Here is a 17,016-nt window from a genome sequence, read left to right as displayed (position 1 = left end):
CTCACCAGCGACGCCGCCTTCGCGATGCTCTGCGGAGCATCACCGATCCAGGCATCCTCCGGCAAGACCAGCCGCCACCGCCTCAACCGCGGCGGTGACCGGAACGCCAACAGTGCGCTGTGGCGCATCGTGATCACCCGGATGGGAACCGATCAACGCACCAAGGACTACGTCGCTCGCCGCACCACCGAAGGGCTCAGCAAACCCGAGATCATCCGCTGCCTCAAGCGCTACATCGCCCGAGAGGTCTTCACCGCACTCACACCAGCCTCAGCCGTCAACCACCTACCGTCAGCAGCTTGACAACCATAGGAGCATCCGCCGCCCCGATCGTGCCGGGTGGCGAGGATCAACTTCGGCCGACCTGTGGATCCTCGCGAAACGGGGTCAGGCGGCGAGTTTGGGCAGGTCCTCCGGCCGGGGGTCGTTCGGGTCCACCGGCCCGGCCCGCGGCCGGAGCTCGACCACCAGCATCGCCGCCAGGATGGTCGCGCCGCCGATGACGATCCGGATGGTCAGCGGCTCGTCGAAGAAGGTCACCGAGAACACGGTGGCCCACAAGGGTTCCGTCGACATGATGATCGCCGCGCGGCTGGCCGCCAGGTGCGCCTGGGCCCACGACTGGACGATCATCGCGATCGCGCCGGAGACCAGCGCCATGTAGATCACCGCCAGCCAGACGCCGGGGGTGTGCGGCAGCTCGATGCCGTCCGGGACGGCGAAAGCCAGGCTCACCACCGCGGTGCCGGCGATCTGCACCACCGCCAGCCCGAGCGCCTGTTCCGGCCGGGTCCAGGCGGAGAGCCCGACGATGTGCAGCGCGTACAACAGCGCCGAGGCGAGGGTGACCATCTCGCCGACCCCTGGCGTCAGCGAGCCGTTCAGCGCCAGGAAGCCGAGCCCGACGGCGGCCAGCACGGCGCCGATCCAGACCCGCCGGCCGATCGGTGCTCGCAACAGCACCGCAGCGCAGATCGGCGTCAGCACCACGTACAGCCCGGTGATGAAACCAGACACCGACGCCGGTGTGCGCTCCAGACCAGCGGTCTGCAGCAGCTGTGCCGAGCCGTAGAGCAGTCCGAGGGCGCCGCCGCGCAGCAGCGCGGTCCTGGGCAGCGCCCGGACCGCGCGGTGGAAGATCGCCAGCATCACCACCGTGGCCAGCACGAAGCGGACGGCCAGGAAGTCCGGGGTGCTCAGCTGCTGCAGCACCACCTTGGTGAGCGGAAAGCTGGAGCCCCAGGTCACCGCGACCGCGAGCAGGCCGACCAGGGCCAGCAGCGAGGTGCGGGAGCTGGTCACCGGTAGATCGTCCGGCATGATCGGCTCGCGGGCACCGTCCGGGTGGCCGAATTCCGGGTGTCACCGGCGCCCGCGGGTACCGGCTTGCGAGTTCGCCGCTCGGTGCAACCCCGGACAGGCTAGGTTCCGTCCATCACCCAGGGGCAGGAGGATCGACGAGTGGGGCCGGAGGAGGAGGCGGAATTCGCTGCCTACGTCACCGCCAGGCGCGAGCACGTCCGGCGCACGGCGTACCTGCTGTGCCGCGACTGGCACAAGGCCGACGACCTGGCCCAGATCGCCTTCGTGAAGGTCTACGGCGCCTGGGACCGGATCCGCGACCGCGGCGCGCTGGATGCGTATGTGCGGTCGTGCCTGGTGCGGGCCGTCGTCGACGAGTCGCGGCGGCCTTGGCGCAGGGAGACGACAACGGAATATCTGCCGGAGAGCGGCGGCACCGCCGCGCCGGTGGGCTTCGGCCGGCCGGGGTCGCACGCCGGGGACGTCTCCGAGAGCATCGCCGATCGCGGGCTGATGCAGCAGGCGCTGACCAAGGTCCCGCTGGGACAGCGGACGGTACTGGTGCTGCGGTTCTACTCCGGGATGGACGTGGCGGCGGTGGCCTCCGAACTGGGATGTTCGGAGGGGAACGTGAAGTCGCAGACCGCGCGCGGCCTGCGGGCGTTGAAGGCGGCCCTCGGCCCCGAGGGGCTGGCCGCCTTCGGCACCGGACCGAAACTGGATGACGACGAAACGATGGGAGGTGACGGCTTTGGCTGACGAGCGGAATGGTGCTGACGAGTGGAACGGTGCTGACGAGCGGATCGATCTGCGGGCACTGTTCGGTGACGACTTCGCTGACCTCGCGGACGACGGGAATGACGAGAACGACCGGGATGACGCAGGGCGTGGCGGTGCCGTCATCCCCGAGGTATCCGACGGTGATCTGTCCGACGGTGATCTGTCCGACGGTGATGTGTCCGATGCCGATCAGCGGTTCCTACGGGACGCGTTGGTCGCCGATGTCGGAGCGCCGCCGCCGTCGACGCTGACGCTCGAGGCGGTGCTGGCGGCCGCCCGAGGCGGTAGCGGCGCCGCCGCCACCGGGCAGCAGACGGCCGTTCCGGCAGCGGCCGGCGGGCCGGCCGGGTCGGCCGAGCGGGCGGCTACCGACGAACTGGCCGCCCGGCGCCGCCGCCGGATCCGCGGTGGGCTGTTGGCCGCCGCTGCGGTTGCCGCAGTGGTGGCGATCGGGGTGCCGTTGGCCAGGTCCGGGGGAGGCAATACCGAGAACTCGGCCGGCGACACTGCCTCGCACGCGGAAGCCGCGGGCGGCGCGTCGGCGGCCGCCACCTCCGGCGCCGCGTCCGACGGCGGGTCCGGCGAGCGGCCCGCTGCCGCCGCGCCGCAGCAGGCCGAATCGGCATCGGGCGCCAGCAGCGCGGCGGAGAGCAGTGCGGCGGCGGGCAGCGCGGCCGCCGGCGCGGCGGATGGCGCCGACGCCTCCGGATCGGACGCGAACTCCGGCAGGGAACTGTCGGCGGGTACCAGGGCGCCGGCCGCCACCTCCACGGCTGCCGCTTCGGCAGCAGCGTCGGACACCGCAGCGGCCGGAACCGGATCGGTCGGGTCGTCGGCTGCGGCCGATGCCGGCACCTGTACCTGGCCGGAGCTACCGGCCACCGTCGACCCGCTGGCCACCAGGTCGTTCGGTGCCGGGGTGGTCGGGTCACGCAGTGCGCTGACCGCGCAGTGCCGCCCGACCAGGGTCGGTGGCGCGGTCTTCGCGGCTGCCGACGACAGCCGTGGCGGCGTCACCGTGCAGATCCTGCAGGACGCGCAGGCCGGCGACTGCGCGGCCGACGACATCGGCAGCTGCCGACGGATCGCCGCCGACACCTACGCGGCGACCGCGGACGGCACCAGGATCATCTGGCTGTACCGGAACGGATTGCAGGTCAGGGTCGGCGCGACCACCGGGTTGTCGATCGACGATGCGGCGCTCACCGATTTCGCCAGCGGCATCGCCGACCTCGTTCGCTGAGCGGCTCCTCCGAGGCACCGCGACGTTCACCGCTCCGGCGTGCGACACAATGAAGCCGTGACCTCAGCTGCCGCCGCACCGACCGCCAACGTCCTCGCCCAGCGCTACGCGTCGCCACAGCTGCGGGCGATCTGGTCGGCGGAGAACAAGATCGTCGCCGAGCGCCGGCTCTGGCTGGCGGTGCTCCGGGCCCAGGTCGCGGCCGGGCTGCCCACCGATCCGGCAGCGGTGGCCGACTACGAGACGCAGCTCGACGTGGTCGACCTGGCCTCGATCGCGGAGCGCGAGCGGATCACCAAGCACGACGTGAAGGCCCGGATCGAGGAGTTCAACGCGCTGGCCGGGCACGAGCTGATCCACCGCGGGATGACCAGCCGCGACCTCACCGAGAACGTCGAGCAGGCGCAGATCCTGCAGTCGCTCACGCTGATCCGCGACCGCACCGTCGCGCTGCTTGACCGGCTGGGACGACGGGCCGGTGAGTACGCCGAGCTGGTGATGAGCGGCCGCTCGCACAACGTGCCGGCCCAGGCGACCACGCTGGGGAAGCGGTTCGCCTCGGCCGCCGATGAGGTGCTGCTTGCCTACCGGCGGATCAGCGAGCTGCTGGACCGTTATCCGCTGCGCGGCATCAAGGGTCCGGTCGGCACCGCCCAGGACATGCTCGATCTGCTCGGCTCGCCTGAGGCGGTGTCGGCGCTGGAAACCGCTGTGGTGCAAGAGATCTCCGGCAGTGATCGGGTGCTGACGTCGGTCGGTCAGGTGTATCCGCGGTCGCTGGACTACGAGGTGGTGTCCGCGCTGGTCCAGCTGGCCGCCGGGCCGGCCTCGCTGGCCACCACGGTCCGGCTGATGGCCGGCGCCGAACTGGCCACCGAAGGTTTCCGCCCCGGGCAGGTCGGCTCGTCGGCGATGCCGCACAAGATGAACGCCCGGTCCTGCGAACGGGTCTGCGGGCTCGCCGTGATCCTGCGCGGCTACGCCTCGATGACCGGCGAGCTGGCCGGCGCCCAGTGGAACGAGGGCGACGTCTTCTGCAGCGTGGTCCGCCGGGTGGCGCTGCCGGACGCCTTCTACGCCATCGACGGACTGCTGGAGACCTTCCTGACCGTGCTGGACGACTTCGGTGCCTACCCGGCGGTGATCGAACGGGAGCTCGGTCGCTACCTGCCGTTCCTGGCCAGCACCAAGATCCTGATGGCGGCAGTGAAGGCCGGCCACGGCCGGGAGCGTGCCTACGCGGCGATCAAGGAACATGCGGTGGCGGTGGCCCTGGCGATGCGCGAGAAGGGCCAGGCCGACAACGACCTGCTGGACCGGTTGGCGGCCGACGAGCGGGTGCCGCTGGACCGGGCCGCCCTGGACGCCCTGCTGTCGGACCCGTTGTCGTTCACCGGCAACGCGCGCGCCCAGGTCGATGCGGTGCTGGCGCAGATCGATGCCGTCACCTCGGCATTCCCGGACGCCGCCGCCTACACGCCGGGCGCCATCCTCTAGCCCGTCAGCCCGTCGGCCCGTCAGCCGACCCGGACCGAGACGTCGTCGAGGGTGACAACGTCACCGCGGTGCAGTTGACGTCCGCGCCGGGTCTCCACCTCGCCGTTCACACTGACCAGGCCGTCGTCCAGCAATGGGCGGACGTCGGCGCCGGAGTCGACGGCCCCGGCCAGCTTGAGGAACTGGCCGAGCCGGATCATCTCGGTACTGATGGCGAGTTCACGCATGGTGCCCATCCTTCCCGTCGTGGTCATCGGCTGCCTACCCTGGGGTCAGTGTCAGGGTGAGGTTGCCGCTGTTGCGGTGGTTGGATCCTGATCACCTGGTGTTTGGCTCATACCCTGGGTGTCACCTTCGGGTTGATGAGCATCCGTTTTGCCGGCACCGGGTGTGAAGGAGCCGGCCGGCGTGACTTGATAGGAGCGTGGCATCGCCCCCACTGAGATGTGTCCGCCGACCGGCCCAACCGTCCAGTCACTGACCAGTGAAGGAGGCAACCGCCATGGTTGTCGTTGGAGCCGATGTACACAAGCACAGCCACACGTTCGTTGCGGTCGACCAGGTCGGGAAACGCCTCGGCCAGCTGACCGTCGAGGCGACCAGCAAGGGTCATGCGAAAGCGCTGCACTGGGCCCGGGCACAGTTCGGGGACGAGCTGGTCTGGGCGATCGAGGACTGTCGGCACCTGTCGGCCCGCCTTGAACGTGACCTGCTGAGCGCGGGTCAGCAGGTGGTGCGGGTGCCGCCGAAGATGATGGCCGAACAGCGCCGGGTGGCGCGTACTCGGGGCAAGTCCGACCCGATCGACGCGCTGGCCGTGGCCCGCGCGTACTTACGTGAACCCGACCTACCCCTCGCCTCGCATGACGAGGTGTCCCGGGAGGCGAAACTACTGGTCGACCGGCGGGAATCGTTGGTAGCGACCAGGACCCGGACCATCAACTCGTTGTTGTGGCGGGTCCACGAGCTAGACCCAGCGCACGCGCCCAAGCCTGGCTCGTTGGACATGGTCAAGCATCAGCGGCCGCTACGGGAATGGCTGGCCACCCTGAGCGGTGTCGTCGCTGAGATGGCGTTGGACGAGTTGGACGACATCATCACGCTCACCGTACGGATCAAGACGTTCGACAAACGGCTGCGGGAGCTGGCCCACCGGCAGGTACCCACGTTGCTGGGCCTGCCGGGCTGCGGGGAGCTGTCCGCGGCCAAACTGCTGGGCGAGTCCGCCGGGATCACCCGGTTCCATTCCGAGGCCCAGTTCGCGCGGCACGGTGGGATCGCCCCGATCCCGGTCTGGTCCGGAAACACCGCCGGCCGGGTACGAATGACCCGCTCAGGTAACCGGCAGATCAACGCCGCGATCCACCGCATCGCGCTCACACAGTCCCGTATGCCCGACGCCCTGGGCCACGCCTACTACGACAAGAAATTGGCAGAGGGCAAGTCGAAGACCGAAGCACTCCGCTGCCTCAAACGACGCATCGCCCGCGTCGTCTTCAACCTCCTGACCATCGACCACAACAACCGTCAAACTCCTGCCCAACCGGCAGCCGCTTGACATAGGAGAAACTGATGGCGAGCGAGCAGAACGCGGCGACGGCCCTGCTGGTGATGGACGTCCAGGTCGGCATCCTGGCCCGGTACCCGCAGGACCACCACTATCTGGCCAGGCTCGGCCGGGCGATCCGGGCCGCCCGCCGGGTGGGCATCCCGGTGATCTACGTGGTGATCGGATTCCGGTCGGGTCACCCCGAGGTATCGGTTCGCAGCGCGGCGTTTGCGGCGATGGCCGCCACCGACCGGTTCGGCCCCGACGATCCGGGCGCGCAGATCCACCCCGAGGTGGCGCCGGTGGCCGGCGACATCGTGGTGACCAAGAAGCGGGTCGGCGCGTTCACCGGCAGTGACCTCGAGGTGGTGCTCCGGTCGCTGGGGGTCACCGACCTGGTGCTGACGGGCATCGCCACCAGCGGGGTGGTGCTGTCCACCGTGCGGGCGGCGGCCGATCGGGACTACCGGTTGACGGTGCTTGCGGACTGCTGCCTGGACGCCGATCCCGAGGTCCACCGGGTGCTGACGGAGAAGGTGTTCGGTCGGCAGGCGCAGGTGGTGACCGTCTCGCAGTGGCAGCGTGCCTGCGAACTGGACGGGTCCGACCCGGCGCCGGCCGGGTGACACCGCGCGGCCGGTGGCCCGCCGACGGCCCGGCGCGGCGTCGGCGGCGTTAGAGTTGCCGCACGCGGTTCCACCGTCGTACGCCTTGGGAGGAGGAGTTCCGGTGACCCAGGTCGTCAGCAGCAGTGCCCAGCAGGCGTCCCGCCGTCCCGTCGACGCCTTCGGGCACCGTCGCGACGAGCTGGCCGAGTCGGCGATGCGGACCCTCGGCGAGCTGGGGTACGCGCGGACCACGCTGCGGGAGATCGCCGCCCGGTCCGGATGCTCGCACGGCGTGCTGCACTACTACTTTCCCGACAAGATCGACCTGATCGCCCACTGCGTGCGGTTGTACAAGGGCCGCAGCATCGTCCGGTACGAACGGATCGCCGAACAGGCCGTCACGGCCGAGGGGCTGGTCGAGGAGTTCATCACCTCGATGGCCGACATCCTGTGCGACGAGACCGGCGCCCAACGGCTCTGGTACGACCTGCGGTTGGAGAGCCTGTTCGAGCCGTCGTTCCGGGACGACGTGGCCGCCATCGACGGGGCGCTGCGGGACGTGGTGTGGCGGATCGTCGAGCGGTACGCGGTGTTGTCCGGACGACGGGTGGCGGTGGACGCGGAGGCGGCCTACGCGATCATCGACGGGGTGTTCCTGCAGCTCTTGCTGCAACAGGCGGCAGGGGTTGAAGGGTTGGAATGGGTACTGGCGGAACGGATCCGGTTGCTGATGCCCAGGCTGCTGGCCGCCGTCGACTGATGACGGCCCCCGATCCCGCGGATTTCCACTCCGCCTACCGGCACGGTTTTGCCCGGGTCGCCGCCTGCACGGTGCCGGTGGCCATCGCCGACCCGGCCGTCAACGCCGCCCGGGTCATCGAGCAGGCCGGCGTGCTGGACGCGGACGGGGTGGCGATCGCGGTGTTTCCCGAGCTGGGTCTCACCGGCTACGCCATCGACGATCTGTTGCTGCAGGATCCGGTGCTGGACGCGGTGTTGTCGGCGATCGCCGAGATCGCCGCCGCCACCGCGGATCTGCGCACGATGGTGGTCGTCGGAGCGCCACTGCGCCACCGGAACCGGCTGTACAACTGCGCGGTGGTGATCCAGGGCGGGGACGTGCTCGGGGTGGCCCCGAAGTCGTACCTGCCGAATTACCGGGAGTTCTACGAGAAACGGCACTTCGCTCCCGGTGACGACCTGCACGGCCAGTGGATCACGGTGGGGCGCAACGATTCCGGCGAGCAGATCGAGGTGCCGTTCGGTCCTGACCTGCTGTTCGCCGCCGACGACGTGCCGGGCCTGGTGCTGCACGTGGAGATCTGCGAGGACCTGTGGGTGCCGATCCCGCCGAGCGCGCAGGCGGCGTTGGCCGGCGCGACCGTACTGGCCAATCTGTCCGGCAGTCCGATCACCGTCGCCAAGGCGGAGGACCGGCACCAACTGTGTCGCTCGGCGTCCGCCCGCTGCCTGGCGGCCTACGTGTTCGCCGCCGCCGGCGAGGGTGAGTCGACGACCGACCTGTCCTGGGACGGGCAGACGATGATCTACGAGGGCGGCACCCTGCTGACCGAATCGGAGCGGTTCCCGGACGGTCCACGATCCAGTGTCGCGGACGTCGATCTGGACCGGCTCCGGCAGGATCGGTTGCGGCAGGGCAGTTTCGACGACAACCGGCGGACCTTCTCCGGTCTGCTCGACGGGTTCCGCACCGTCGAGTTCACCGCCGGCCCGCCGACCGGCGACATCGGGCTGCGCCGGGCCGTCGACCGGTTCCCGTTCGTGCCGGACGATCAGGACCGGCTCGACCTTGACTGCTACGAGGCCTACAACATCCAGGTCTCTGGTCTGGAACAGCGGCTGCGGGCGATCGGCAACCCCAAGGTGGTGATCGGCGTCAGCGGCGGACTGGACTCCACCCATGCGCTGATCGTGGCGGCCAGGGCGATGGACCGGTTACAGCGGCCGAGGACCGACATCCTGGCCTACACGATGCCGGGCTTCGCCACCAGCGATCACACCAAGGCCAACGCGGTCGCGCTGTCGACGGCGCTCGGCGTCACCTTCGAGGAGATCGACATCCGGCCGGCCGCAACGCAAATGCTGACGGACCTTGATCACCCGTTCGCCCGCGGCGAGCAGGTCTACGACGTGACCTTCGAGAACGTGCAGGCCGGACTGCGCACCGACTACCTGTTCCGGCTGGCCAACTCCCGCGGCGGCATCGTACTGGGGACCGGCGACCTGTCCGAGCTGGCGCTGGGCTGGTGCACCTACGGGGTCGGCGACCAGATGTCGCACTACGCGGTGAACTCAGGCGTGCCGAAAACCCTGATCCAGCACCTGATCCGATGGGTGATCGCGTCCGAGCAGTTCACCGACCAGGTGGACGCCGTGCTCGACTCGATCCTCGGAACCGAGATCACCCCTGAGCTGATCCCGACCAAGGACGGCGAGACGCCGCAGAGCACCGAGGCATCGATCGGGCCGTACTCGTTGCAGGACTTCACCCTGTACTACGTGCTGCGCTACGGGTTCCGGCCGTCCAAGATCGCCTTCCTGGCCTGGCACGCCTGGCACGACGCGGCGGCCGGGGCCTGGCCGCCGGGCTTCGACGACCAGAAGAAGGTCGGGTACTCGCTGCCGGAGATCCGGCATTGGCTCGAGGTGTTCATCAAGCGCTACTTCGGGTTCAGCCAGTTCAAGCGATCGGCCCTGCCGAACGGGCCGAAGGTGCTGGCCGGTGGGGCGCTGTCGCCACGCGGCGACTGGCGGGCGCCGTCGGACTCGTCGGCGACGGTCTGGCTGGCCGAACTCGAGGCCGGCGTCCCGGAGTCCTGACTCTCGCCGTAGCGGGGTTGTCCCGGCAGTCCTGCGGGGCCGGGTGGACGGCGCCGGCCGCCGAACACGGTGAGCCACGATCCGGAACGCCACAGGAAGTAGTGGGTCGGCAGTTGCAGCAGCACGACGGTGACCACCGTCAGCGTGGTGTCCAACGCCGGCACCGTCGGCACCGGCAGCGAGTACGACATGGCGATCCGCAGTCCGCAGTCGGCCAGCAGCACCACGCCCCACATGACGGTGATGTTCCGGAACGCCCGGCGGAACAGCGGCTCGGTGGCGTACAGCCGCCGCATCACCGCCGCCTTGCCGGGCAGCACCAGCAGGGTGATCCGGTAGCACAACGGTTGCGCCGAGCGAAGACTCGCCAGGGTCCACAGGCCGGCGGGCAGGCTGAGCCACGCGGTGCGGACCAGCAGTTCACGGGGATTGTCGGAGATCACCGTGGTCAGCAGGCTCAGCAGCATGGTGGCCAGCACGACCACCCCCAACATGTCCGGGCGGCGATGCCGCAGCAGCTGGTAGCCGGCACCGATCAGCACCGGGACGGCGCCGACGACCAGCGCGGTGCCGTCGGAGACGCCGTTGGCGTGCAACAGGTAGTACAGCGCGGTGGGTGCCCCGATGTCCACCAGCAGCCCGCCGGCGGCACGCGCCGTGCTGCGCTCGGGAGCGCGCTCGATGATGGCGCCTGCCGTACCCGGCGGTGGACGGTCGCTCTGTCTGGTCATTGATGCAGCCTGGCCGCCCGCCGCCGCCCGCCGCATCGGCCGCCGGTCGGCCGGCGCACCGACCTTCGCGCCGCCGGATACCGACTTTGGTCGGCCCGCCGACCCGCCCGCCGTCGGACGCGCGGCTGTCGTCAGCGGAACTGTTGTGCCATCAGCGTTCCCAGTGCGGCGGCGGAATCGGGCTGGACCGGATCGTCCAGGGCGGCGCGGTTCACCGACCGGTGACCGCAGCTCTGGCAGCAGTGCACCAGTACCGGCCCCTTGCCGCGGCGGTGATCGACGCCGACCGGGCGCATCGGGCCGCCGCAGTCCGCGGCCCGATCACCCGGCCGAACGTCGACGTGCTTGGACCACAGGCACTCCGGGCAATGATTGCGAAAGCTGCCGGAAGTCAGGGCGCGCACCCGCGCACCGCAGCGCAGGCAGTCGAAGGCGGTGTTCTCGATCGATCGTGAGCTTGTTCTGGAGATGGTCTGCTCCGCGCAGTCGAAGGGTGATCGACATGCGTGGTGCAGGGTTCCGTTGTGTTCTCACCCGCGGATCGCGGGCTTCCGGGCTGGGTGGAGCGAGGGACTCGATTCACCGCCGCGATCGGCGATTACTTCCGGTTCCTGCTTCACCGGGCCGCTCCGTCGTACGGACGGCTGTCGGATGTGACAGTGCGGCTCGGATCCGGACCTCGACCGGGTTGTCCCGGCCACTGTCACCCAGCCCGCTGCGGTGCCTCCCCGGAGGGAGGCGGCTCACGAGCCCGGTGCCACCGGTAGGTGTCAGCTCCACGGCACCGGCTCGGATCGTGCTCCGAGGCGCCGTCCCCTGTAGGTCAGACCATCGTGGTGCGGAATCGGGTCACCGGCACTCCTTCCGGGTCGGGTACCCGGACCGTAGAGCGGACGGTCGCCCGGCACCACCGATTTCCGGATGACGAACGGCGATGTGATGGACTTGCCGGATGACGTCTCCTGGAACGGCCGAGACCCGGCTTCCCTCCGACAACCCGTTCGCCGCCCCGTCCGACCTGCCCTTCGGGCTGCCCCGATTCGCCGACATCCGGATCGAGCACTACCGGCCGGCGTACCTGGCCGGCACGGCCGAGCACCTCGCCGAGATCGACGCGATCGTCGCCGACCCGGAGCCGGCGACGTTCGACAACACCATCGTGGCGATGGAGCGGGCCGGGCGGCTGCTGCAGCGGGTGCTCTACCTGTTCTTCAACCTGTCGTCGTCGGATTCGACCGACGAGATGCAGGCGCTCGAGTCGGAGCTCGCTCCGCAGTACGCGGCGCACAACGACGCGATCAAGCTGAACCCGGAGCTGTTCGCCCGGATCGATGCGGTGCACGCCGGGCGGCAGCAGGCCGGCCTCAGCGAGGAACAGATCGCGCTGGTCGAGCGCTATCACACGGACTTCGTGCTGGCCGGCGCCCGGTTGGACGAGGCCGGCCGGGCGCGGTTGCGGGAGCTGAACCAGCAGATCGCCGCGCTCGGCACCACGTTCACCCAGAACCTGCTCAAGGACACCGAGGCCAGCGCGCTGCTGCTGGACTCCGCGGACGAACTGGCCGGCGCCAGCCCGGACGCGATAGCCGCGGCCGGTGCTGCCGCGGCCAAACGGGGTGCCGACGGCAAGTACCTGATCACCCTGATCCTGCCGTCCAACCAGCCGCTGCTGGCCAGTCTGACGGACCGCGACGTGCGGGCCCGGCTCTACGAGGCCTCGGTGAACCGGGCGTCGGCCGGCGAGTACGACAATGCGCCGGTCGCGGCGCAGATCGCGCAGCTGCGGGCCGAGGCAGCGCAGCTGCTCGGCTTCGCCACCCACGCGGACCAGGCGGTGGCCGATCAGACCGCGAAGAGCTCGGCGGCGGTCGACGAGATGCTCGGCAAGCTGGTCGGGCCGGCGATGGCGAATGCGGCGAAGGAGGCCGAGCAGCTGGCCGAGATCGCCGACCGGGACGGCATCAGCCTGGAACCCTGGGACTGGGCCTACTACTCGAACAAGGTTGCGCAGGAACGGTACCGCGTCGACGCCGCGGCGCTCCGGCCGTACTTCGAGCTGGATCGGGTCCTGCACGACGGGGTGTTCTTCGCCGCCGAGCAGCTGTACGGCATCACCTTCACCCCGCGGCCGGACCTGTCCGCCTACCACCCGCAGGTGCGGGTATGGGAGGTGTCGGACGCCGACGGCTCGGCGATCGGGCTGTACCTGGGCGACTACTTCACCCGGGACACCAAACGTGGTGGTGCCTGGATGAGCTGCTTCGTCGAACAGAATGCCCTGCACGACGAGAAGTCCGTGGTGGTCAACAATCTCAACATCCCGAAGGCGCCGGAGGGGCAGCCGACGCTGCTCACCCTCGACGAGGTCGGCACGCTGTTCCACGAGTTCGGGCATGCCTTGCACGGGCTGTTCTCCGACGTCACCTACCCGCGGCTGTCCGGCACCAACGTGCCGCGGGACTTCGTCGAGTTCCCCAGCCAGGTGAACGAGATGTGGGTGCAGTGGCCGGAGATCCTGGAGAACTACGCTGTGCACCACGAGACCGGGGAGAAGCTGCCGGTCGAACAGGTGGCGGCGATCAAGGCGGCCGAGCTGTGGGGCCAGGGCTTCGCCACCGCCGAGTACCTCGGCGCCACCTTGTTGGACCAGGCGTGGCACCGGATTGCCGCCGGCGAGGAGATCGACGACGCGGCCGACTTCGAGGCGGTGGCGCTGGAGAGCGCCGGAGTCGCCAACGACCTGATCCCGCCGCGGTACCGGACCACTTACTTCCAACACATCTTCGCCGGTGACGGTGGCTATTCGGCCGGCTACTACTCCTACATCTGGTCGGAGGTGCTGGACGCCGACACCGTCGAGTGGTTCAAGGCCAACGGCGGGCTGACCAGGGCGAACGGCGAGGCGTTCCGCCGCAAGCTGCTGAGCGTCGGCGGATCGAAGGATCCCGTCGGCGCATTCTCCGACGTGGTGGGGCATGCCCCGGACATCGGCCCGTTGCTGCGCCGCCGTGGATTGGAGCAGTCGTGACCGGCAGGCATCGGGCGGCTGACGACCTGGGCGGCTACCGGCATCTGGCGTCGGGCAAGGTCCGGGAGATCTACCGGGTCGACGACGACACGCTGTTGTTCGTGGCCACCGACCGGATCAGCGCCTACGACCACATCCTGCCGACGCCGATCCCGGACAAGGGCCGGGTCCTCACCGCGATGAGCATGTTCTGGTTCGACCTGCTGGCCGGCGGTGATGGCCTCGAGCCGGTGCCGAATCACGTTGTCGCGGTGGACGATCCGCGGATCCCGGCTTCGGTGCGCGGCCGGGCGATGCTGGTCCGGCGGCTGGACATGCTGCCGGTGGAGTGCGTCGCCCGCGGGTACCTGACCGGCTCCGGGCTGATCGACTACCGGGCCACCGGCGCGGTCTGCGGGGTGCCGCTGCCGACCGGGCTGGTCGAGTCGTCCAGGCTGCCCGAGCCGATCTTCACCCCGGCGGCGAAGGCCGAGCTCGGCGAGCACGACGAGAACGTGTCGTTCGACGTGGTGGTCTCGATGCTCGGCGCGGAGCGGGCCGAGCAGTTGCGGGCGCTGACGCTGGCGGTGTACCGGCGGGCCGCCGAACATGCGCAGAGTCGAGGGGTGATCCTGGCCGATACCAAGTTCGAGTTCGGGATCGACAGCGGCGGCCGCCTGGTGTTGGGCGACGAGGTGCTGACCCCGGATTCGTCGCGGTACTGGCCGGCCGAGGGATTCGCCGAGGGTCGGGTGCAGCCCTCGTTCGACAAGCAATACGTACGGGACTGGTTGACGTCGGCCGAGTCCGGCTGGGACCGGCACGCGGCGGCGCCGCCACCGGAGCTGCCGGCCGACGTGGTGCAGGCGACCCGGGCGCGGTACGTCCAGGCCTACGAGCTGATCTCCGGTCGCTCGTTCGAGGACTGGTTGGGCTAGCCGGCGCGCCGCCGCGGGCCGAAAACCCGTGGCTACCGGCGAGCGACGACGACGAGAATCGACCGCACCATGACGACCTCCTCTCGCCGGCTGAGCGCTGATCTCACTTTGCTGCGGCACCGGCCGTTCGCCCTGCTGTTGTTCGCCCGCACCGCCTCGATGCTGGCCAGTGCGTTCGCGCCGGTGGCGTTGGCGTTCGGCGTCCTCAATCTGCCGGGCGCGAGCGCCACCACCCTGTCGGTGGTGCTGACCGCGGAGGCGGTGCCGCTGGTGGTGTTCATGCTGGCCGGTGGGGTGATCGCCGATCGGCTGCCCCGACAGCGGGTGATGATGGCCGGCGAGTTGATGAACGCCGGTGCGTTCGCCGCGTTGGGCTACATGCTGCTGACCGAGGGCGCCCCGGTGGTGGCGATGGCTGCCGCGGCAGCAGTGACCGGGATCGGGATGGCGATGCTGTTCCCGGCGCTCACCGGGATCATCCCGGAGGTGGTGCCCAAGGATCGGTTGCAGACGGGCAATGCGGTGCTCGCACTCGGCGCGAACACCGCCAGGATCGCCGGCATCGTGGCCAGCGGCGCGGCGGTGGTGTGGATCGGTGGTGGCTGGGCGCTGATCGGCAGTGCGCTGCTGTTCGGGGCCTCGGCGGCGCTGATCTCTCGGATCCGGCTGTCGGCGAGGGCCAGGAACACGTCCTCGTCGGTGCTGGCCGATCTGAAGGAAGGCTGGTACGAATTCCGCTCCCGGCAATGGATCTGGGTGGTGGTGGCGCAGTTCTCGGTGCTGGTGATGGCGTTGCAGGCGGCACACGGCGTGCTCGGGCCGGTGGTCGCCAAGGCCGAGCTCGGCGGTGCGCCGGCCTGGTCCGCCATCCTGGCCGGCGAAGCGGTCGGGATGGTGATCGGCGTGCTGGTGGCGATGCGGCTGCGACCGAGGCGACCCATCCTGTTCGCCACCCTGATGGTGTTCCCGGCGGCCCTGCCCTACCTGCTGTTGGGCATCTCGGCGCCACTGTGGACCGTGGTGCTGGCGGCCTTCGGGTTGGGCGTCTGCTTCGAGATCTTCGGGGTGCTCTGGCAGACCACGATGCAGCGGGAGATCCCGTCCGAGGCGCTGTCCCGGGTGAGCTCCTACGACGCCCTCGGCTCGATGATGTTCGGGCCCATCGGCTTGCTGATCGCCGGACCGGTGTCGATCTGGATCGGCCCGAAGCCGGCGCTGATCGGCGCTGCGGTAGTGATCGTGGCCAGCACTCTCGCCGCGCTGACCTCGCCCGGCGTCCGCAACCTGCTGGCGCCCGATGACGATCGACCCAGCGACCGGGACGCCGGCGACGACCCCGTCGCCGCCGGCCGCCCGGTCGAACACCCCGTCGAAACCTGACGACGAGAATTCCGGCCCACACCCTGGGTAGGTCCAGCCGCCGCATCCGTGCGTGCACGGCCGCGTCGCCTCCGCGCACACGGCCGCCCGCCCCTTTGGCAATGCTCCGCTCCGCGGAGCATTGCCAAAGGATGGTGCCGGTGACCGTGGATCCGGCGGGTGGCGGGCGGCCCCGGTGGGCCGGCTGCAGGCCCCGGTTGTCGCTTGCTCCGGCCGCTCGAGGCCCGATGATCGGGCACTGTCGGTACCGGCTGGCACAGTGCAGGCACCAATCGGGGATGACGGCGACGTGGGAGGAATCAGCGGAGTTGTCCGTCATCGCCGGAGACGCCAGGGGGAGTAACGATGCACAGGAGAGCAGCAGGGCCGATCAAGGCGCGGGTCGCGCTGATGAAAGGCGATTCGTTCGGCGCGCCGGCGGCGGCCGGATCCACGCAGGCCGTCGCCGTCGCCGAGAGTTGGGACAGGTCGGGGACTCTGCGGCGAGCACGACGACGGGCGGATCTGAGCCAGCGCGGTATGGCCGAGCGGATCGGGGTGGCGCCGGCGACCATCGCACGGGCGGAGTGCGACGACGGGTCGGTGTCGCTGGCCGTGATCGAGGCGATCCTGGCCGCCGGCGGCCTGCGGCTCGTGGTGGTCGATGCGCGGAACCAGCCGGTCGCGCCGATGCGCGCCGATGCCGCCCGCAACCACGGGCGTCGTCGCTACCCCGCGCATCTCGACGCCTGGATACCGACTTCGTCGGACGAGCCGCTCGGCGGCTGGCGGCCGGATCGCCCCAAGCCCAGACTCACTTTCCACCACCGTTTCTGGCGCGATCAGCGGCGATCCCGCCGTTGTGTGATCCCCCGCGACCACTCGTCGGAGATCGACCTGCGGCTGGCCAGGCACCTACGAAGCCGCCGACCCGGTTGGATGCACCCGAGAAACCAGGTCAAGAAGTTCTCGGACGCGGACCAGTGCCGGTGCGGTCCCGAATGCGTCACCTACTGCACGCCGCTGTGTAGTTGCCAGTGCGAACCAATCGGTTGGGACACCATCGATCTCGGGTTCGACCAGGCCGATCGGGGCTGGCCGGACGACGGCGACGGGAGCGGCTGAGGTGGTCCGAACAGGTGAATCGCCGGTAGCAGACCC

The 17,016-nt window shown here is 70.0% G+C and carries 15 protein-coding genes and 1 pseudogene; 12 read left to right on the top strand and 4 right to left on the bottom strand.

Going from position 1 to position 17,016, the window contains the following annotated elements; genetic code table 11:
* The coding region (locus K340_RS31145) for a transposase (protein WP_037365328.1) at positions 1-303 on the top strand (303 nt) is incomplete at its 5' end.
* Between the two features lie 84 nt (positions 304-387).
* Here K340_RS31145 and K340_RS31140 read toward each other — a convergent pair.
* Complete coding sequence (locus tag K340_RS31140; protein WP_211229510.1) at positions 388-1,302, bottom strand: DMT family transporter; 915 nt, start codon at positions 1,300-1,302, stop codon at positions 388-390.
* Between the two features lie 159 nt (positions 1,303-1,461).
* Between K340_RS31140 and K340_RS31135 the strand changes: the two genes are divergently transcribed.
* Genes K340_RS31135 through purB form a run of 3 tightly spaced genes read left to right on the top strand, consistent with a single transcriptional unit; the run spans position 1,462 to position 4,822 of the window.
* Positions 1,462-2,061, top strand: a complete 600-nt coding sequence (locus K340_RS31135; protein WP_051266702.1) for a SigE family RNA polymerase sigma factor — start codon at positions 1,462-1,464, stop codon at positions 2,059-2,061.
* Positions 2,024-3,325 (top strand): hypothetical protein, encoded by a 1,302-nt coding sequence (locus K340_RS31130; protein WP_154674330.1) that lies wholly within the window; start codon positions 2,024-2,026, stop codon positions 3,323-3,325. The genes K340_RS31135 and K340_RS31130 overlap by 38 nt, the downstream gene beginning before the upstream one ends.
* A 57-nt stretch (positions 3,326-3,382) precedes the next feature.
* The gene (gene purB / locus K340_RS0117640) at positions 3,383-4,822 is read left to right on the top strand and encodes an adenylosuccinate lyase (protein WP_029137677.1); all 1,440 of its coding nucleotides are present in this window, start codon (positions 3,383-3,385) and stop codon (positions 4,820-4,822) included.
* 20 nt (positions 4,823-4,842) lie between these two features.
* Here the strand turns inward: purB and K340_RS0117635 are convergent, their stop codons facing one another.
* Entirely contained in the window at positions 4,843-5,049 is a 207-nt protein-coding gene (locus K340_RS0117635; protein ID WP_029137676.1) for an RNA-binding S4 domain-containing protein, read from the bottom strand.
* A 257-nt stretch (positions 5,050-5,306) separates the two neighbouring features.
* Between K340_RS0117635 and K340_RS0117630 the strand changes: the two genes are divergently transcribed.
* From K340_RS0117630 to K340_RS0117615, 4 genes are all read left to right on the top strand, one after another.
* Positions 5,307-6,380: an IS110 family RNA-guided transposase gene (locus K340_RS0117630; RefSeq protein WP_029137675.1), complete on the top strand. Its 1,074-nt coding sequence runs from the start codon at positions 5,307-5,309 to the stop codon at positions 6,378-6,380.
* Between the two features lie 14 nt (positions 6,381-6,394).
* Entirely contained in the window at positions 6,395-6,997 is a 603-nt protein-coding gene (locus K340_RS31125) for a cysteine hydrolase family protein (protein WP_051266701.1), read from the top strand.
* Between the two features lie 103 nt (positions 6,998-7,100).
* Positions 7,101-7,739, top strand: a complete 639-nt coding sequence (locus K340_RS0117620) for a TetR/AcrR family transcriptional regulator (RefSeq protein ID WP_029137674.1) — start codon at positions 7,101-7,103, stop codon at positions 7,737-7,739.
* Positions 7,739-9,820, top strand: a complete 2,082-nt coding sequence (locus K340_RS0117615) for an NAD(+) synthase (protein ID WP_029137673.1) — start codon at positions 7,739-7,741, stop codon at positions 9,818-9,820. The genes K340_RS0117620 and K340_RS0117615 overlap by 1 nt, the downstream gene beginning before the upstream one ends.
* A 122-nt stretch (positions 9,821-9,942) precedes the next feature.
* On the opposite strand, the pseudogene K340_RS37330 reads toward K340_RS0117615, so the two are convergent.
* Positions 9,943-10,551, bottom strand: a pseudogene (locus K340_RS37330) (VC0807 family protein); the annotation flags it as partial.
* A 131-nt stretch (positions 10,552-10,682) separates the two neighbouring features.
* Entirely contained in the window at positions 10,683-10,997 is a 315-nt protein-coding gene (locus K340_RS35315; RefSeq protein WP_281170735.1) for an RNHCP domain-containing protein, read from the bottom strand.
* A 506-nt stretch (positions 10,998-11,503) separates the two neighbouring features.
* Between K340_RS35315 and K340_RS0117600 the strand changes: the two genes are divergently transcribed.
* From K340_RS0117600 to K340_RS31115, 4 genes are all read left to right on the top strand, one after another.
* Positions 11,504-13,579, top strand: coding sequence for a M3 family metallopeptidase (locus K340_RS0117600; protein WP_029137670.1), 2,076 nt, complete (start codon positions 11,504-11,506; stop codon positions 13,577-13,579).
* On the top strand, positions 13,576-14,496 hold the full coding sequence (locus tag K340_RS0117595) for a phosphoribosylaminoimidazolesuccinocarboxamide synthase (protein ID WP_245599600.1): 921 nt from the start codon (positions 13,576-13,578) through the stop codon (positions 14,494-14,496). Before K340_RS0117600 ends, K340_RS0117595 begins: the two co-directional genes overlap by 4 nt.
* Before the next feature lie 69 nt (positions 14,497-14,565).
* Positions 14,566-15,876 carry an MFS transporter gene (locus tag K340_RS31120; RefSeq protein ID WP_051266699.1) on the top strand — a complete coding sequence of 437 codons (1,311 nt, stop codon included), beginning with the start codon at positions 14,566-14,568 and terminating at the stop codon, positions 15,874-15,876.
* 345 nt (positions 15,877-16,221) lie between these two features.
* Positions 16,222-16,980 carry a helix-turn-helix domain-containing protein gene (locus K340_RS31115; RefSeq protein WP_084614598.1) on the top strand — a complete coding sequence of 253 codons (759 nt, stop codon included), beginning with the start codon at positions 16,222-16,224 and terminating at the stop codon, positions 16,978-16,980.
* Positions 16,981-17,016: the final 36 nt, after the last annotated feature.

This window comes from Nakamurella lactea DSM 19367, assembly GCF_000426645.1.
Taxonomy (GTDB): domain Bacteria; phylum Actinomycetota; class Actinomycetes; order Mycobacteriales; family Nakamurellaceae; genus Nakamurella; species Nakamurella lactea.
The sequence above is the reverse complement of the archived record's forward strand: the minus strand, read 5'-3'. Positions and strand labels throughout refer to the sequence as shown.